We start from the raw sequence: 3844 nt of genomic DNA, 5'->3' as shown, positions 1-3844 counted from the left end.
GTCTCATACAGCTCCCGGCCCATCCCCACACGCTGACTGCCCTGACCCGTGAACAGCAGTCCGAGCCGCCCGGACGACACGCTGCCGCGCACGACGGTGTCCCCAAGGAGCACCGCGCGGTGGTCGAGGGCGGCGCGCGTCGCCAGCGTCATCGCGACGTCGGCGGCCGGGGCGCCGCGGTAGTCCCGCACCGCCTCGATCAGCGCGTCCACGGCGGCGGCGGACCGGCCGGAGAAGACCAGGGGCGGCGCCGGACGGTCGTCGGCCGCGGCGGGCGCGGCGGGCGCGTCCTCGCGGGGGGCCTCCTCCAGGATCACGTGCGCGTTGGTGCCGCTGAACCCGAACGAGGACACCGCCGCCCGGCGCGGCCGGTCCACCCGCGGCCACGGCCGGGTCTCGGTCACCGGCTCGACCGCGCCCGCCGACCAGTCCACGTGCGGCGACGGCTCGTCCACGTGCAGGGTCGCCGGGACGACGCCGCGGCGCAGCGACTCCACCATCTTGATCACGCCGGCGAGGCCGGCCGCCGCCTGCGTGTGGCCGATGTTCGACTTGACCGACCCGAGGAGCACGGGCTCGGCGCTCCCGCGGTCGCGGCCGTAGGTGGCGAGCAGCGCCTGCGCCTCGATCGGGTCGCCGAGCCTGGTGCCCGTCCCGTGCGCCTCCACCACGTCGACGTCGCGGCCGGTCAGCCCCGCCGAGGCGAGCGCCGCCCGGATCACCCGCTGCTGCGACGGGCCGTTCGGCGCGGTCAGCCCGCTGCTCGCGCCGTCCTGGTTGACGGCGCAGCCGCGGACGACGGCGAGCACCCGGTGGCCGAGCCGCTGAGCGTCCGACAGCCGCTCGACCAGCAGCACCCCCGCGCCCTCGGCCCAGTTGGTGCCGTCGGCGGACGCCGCGAACGCCTTGCACCGCCCGTCCGCCGCCAGGCCCCGCTGCCTGCTGAAGTCGACGAAGGCGCGCGGGGTGGCCATCACGGTCGCGCCGCCGACCAGCGCCAGCTCGCACTCGCGGTCGCGCAGCGCCCGGGACGCCAGGTGCAGGGCGACCAGCGACGACGAGCACGCCGTGTCCACCGTCACCGAGGGGCCCTCGAACCCGTACACGTAGGACAGCCGGCCGGACAGCACGCTGCCCGCGCTGCCGGTGCCCGAGTATCCGGCGGTCCGGTGCTCGGCGCCGTGGATCAGGTCGCCGTAGTCCTGGCCGTTCGTCCCCATGAAGACGCCGACCGGGCGGCCGCGCAGGCCGGTCGGCGGCACGCCCGCGTGCTCGAACGCCTCCCACGCCGTCTCCAGCAGCAGCCGCTGCTGCGGGTCCATCGCCAGCGCCTCGCGCCGGGAGATGCCGAAGAAGTCGGAGTCGAAGTCGGCGGCGTCCTCGATGAACCCGCCGACCGCCACCGACGACGAGCCGAGGTCGCCCGGATCGCCGGAGAGCCTGCGCAGGTCCCATCCCCGGTCGGCCGGGAAGTCGCCGATCGCGTCGCCGCCGCCGGCCGCCAGCCGCCACAGGTCCGCGCCGGACCGCACCCCGCCGGGGAACCGGCAGCCGATGCCGATGACGGCGATGGGCTCGCTGGACGACCCCGACAGCTCGGCGACGCGCCGGCGGAGGCGCTGGATCTCCTTGAGCGAGTCCCGCAGGGCGCCGACGACCTGGCCGCCGGCCTCGCCCGTCGTCTCGTTCGGCGTCATCGAGCGAGTCCTTCCGTGTTGCGCGCGAGTTCCAGCAGGCCCTGGAGGTCCAGGGCGTCGATCTCGTCGTCCGCGACGTCCCGGGCGCCGTCCGCGGGAGCCGCCGCGGAATCCGTGTCGGGGTCCTCGCCGGAGAGCTCGCGCATGACGTGCTCGGCCAGGGCCTCCGGTGTCGGGTGGTCGAAGAGCACGGTGGCCGGGAGCCGCAGGCCGGTGAGGACGATGAGGCGGTTCCGCAGGTTCACGGCGGCCAGCGAGTCGAAGCCCAGCTCCTGGAACCCGCGGTCGCCGATGACGCGGTCGGTGGACGCGTGGCCGAGCACCGCCGCGGCCTCCGCCCACACGGTCTCCCGGACGAGGTCGAGCCGGTCCTGCGCGCCCGCCGCCTCCGCGAAGCGCTTCGCCAGGGACGGGCCGTCCGGCCGTCCGTCCGGCGCCGCGACCGGCCCGTCGGCGAGCCCGCTCACCAGCGGGCTCGGGCGGATCGCGGTGAAGTGGGGGGCGAAGGCCGGCCAGTCCACGTCGGCCACGGCCACGGTGCCGCGGCGGCCGTCGCCGAGCAGCCCGCCGAGCGCGTCGAGCGCGCCGTCCGGGTCCAGCGCGGTCAGGCCGCCGGCCGGCCGGTGACCGTCCCCGGCCCCGGCCAGGCCCGCCCCGGACCACGGCCCCCACGCGACCGACAGGCCGGGGAGGCCGTCGGCGCGGCGGCGCTCGGCGAGCGCGTCCAGGTAGGCGTTGGCGGCGGCGTAGCCGGCCTGCCCGGCATTGCCGAGGAAGCCCGCGAGGGAGGAGAACAGGACGAAGTCCGCGAGTTCGCCGCAGCGCTCCCTGGTCAGCTCGTCGAGGTGGCGGGCGCCGTCCGCCTTGGCGGCGAGCACCCGCGCGAGGCGCTCCGGGGTCAGCTTGTCCAGCACCCCGTCGTCGGTGATCCCCGCGAGGTGGACGACCGTGCGGAGCGGTCGGCCGGCGGGGATCTCGTCGATGACGCGCGCCAGCGCCTCCCGGTCGGCGACGTCGCAGGCGACCAAGCTCACCTCGGCGCCCAGATCGCGGAGTTCCCCCGCCAGCCCGGCAGCGCCGGGGGCGTCGGCACCGCGGCGCGACAGCAGCAGCAGATGCTCCGCGCCCTCGGCGGCCAGCGCGCGGGCGACCCGTGCGCCGAGCCCGCCCGTGCCGCCGGTGATCAGGACGGTGCCCGGGGCCGGGCGCCAGGGCCGCGGCGCGGGCGCGGCGGCCCGCGCCATCCGCCTGGCGAACAGGCCCGCGGCGCGGACGGCCACCTGGTCCTCGGCACCGGCCAGCGCCGCGCACAGGCGGGTCGAGGACCGGTCGTCCGGCTCGGCGGGGAGGTCGACGAGGCCGCCCCACCGGCTCCCCAGTTCCAGTGCTGCGACCCGGCCCAGCCCCCACGTCTGCGCGGCGAGCGGCGAGCCGATCCGATCGGCCGCCGTGACGGCAACGGCCTCCGACGTGGCGCACCACAGCGGTGCGTCCGTGTTCTGGAGTGCCTTCGCGAGGCGCAGATTGGCGGCGAGCCCGGCCGGGACTCCGCCTCCGGGCGGCTGCTCCCGGTCGCGCAGCGCGGCGAGGGACAGCACGCCCGCCAACCGGCCCGTGTCCGGCAGGGCGACTGGCCCATCGTCGTCCGGGACCACCAGTTCGTGGACGGTCGCCCCGTTCTCGGTCATGGCCCGGACGATCCGCTCCGTCCATGCGCGCTCACGGTCGTCACCGCCATCGGCGACCGCCACCAGCCATGTGCCGGAGAGCGCCGCGGCAGTGTCGGGGACGCTGCGCCAGCTCGCGGTGTAGCAGCCGGCCCGGTCGGCGGGCGCGGCCTCGGCTTCCGCGGGCCAGAACCGTTCGCGCTGGAAGGGGTAAGTGGGGACGTCGGGGTCGGGCTGGGCGTTCCAGGCGGTGAACAGGGTGGGCCAGTGGACGTCGGTGCCGTTGGTCCAGAGCGTGGCGAGCGCGGTCAGGAAGGTTTCGGTCTGGGGGCGGCTTCGGCGCATCGCGGGGACGAAGACCTGGCCGTCCTCGTCGGTGATCTGCTGGGCGAGGGCGGTCAGGACGGCGTCGGGTCCCAGTTCCAGCCAGCGGGTGGCGCCCTGGGCGTGCAGGGCGGTGACCATGTCGGCGAACCGGAC

2 protein-coding genes are annotated in these 3844 nt (G+C 76.7%); both read right to left on the bottom strand.

Annotated features, from left to right (window positions below; all coding sequences use genetic code 11):
* A partial coding sequence (locus ACIWVC_RS34275; RefSeq protein ID WP_396455162.1) for a type I polyketide synthase occupies positions 1 to 1697 on the bottom strand: 1697 nt, incomplete at its 3' end.
* On the bottom strand, positions 1694 to 3844 hold a 2151-nt coding region (locus tag ACIWVC_RS34270; RefSeq protein ID WP_396455160.1), incomplete at its 5' end, for an SDR family NAD(P)-dependent oxidoreductase. The genes ACIWVC_RS34275 and ACIWVC_RS34270, both read right to left, overlap by 4 nt.

The sequence above is a fragment of the Actinomadura sp. genome, from assembly GCF_044508335.1.
GTDB lineage: Bacteria > Actinomycetota > Actinomycetes > Streptosporangiales > Streptosporangiaceae > Spirillospora.
This window is presented reverse-complemented; position numbering and strand designations above follow the sequence as displayed.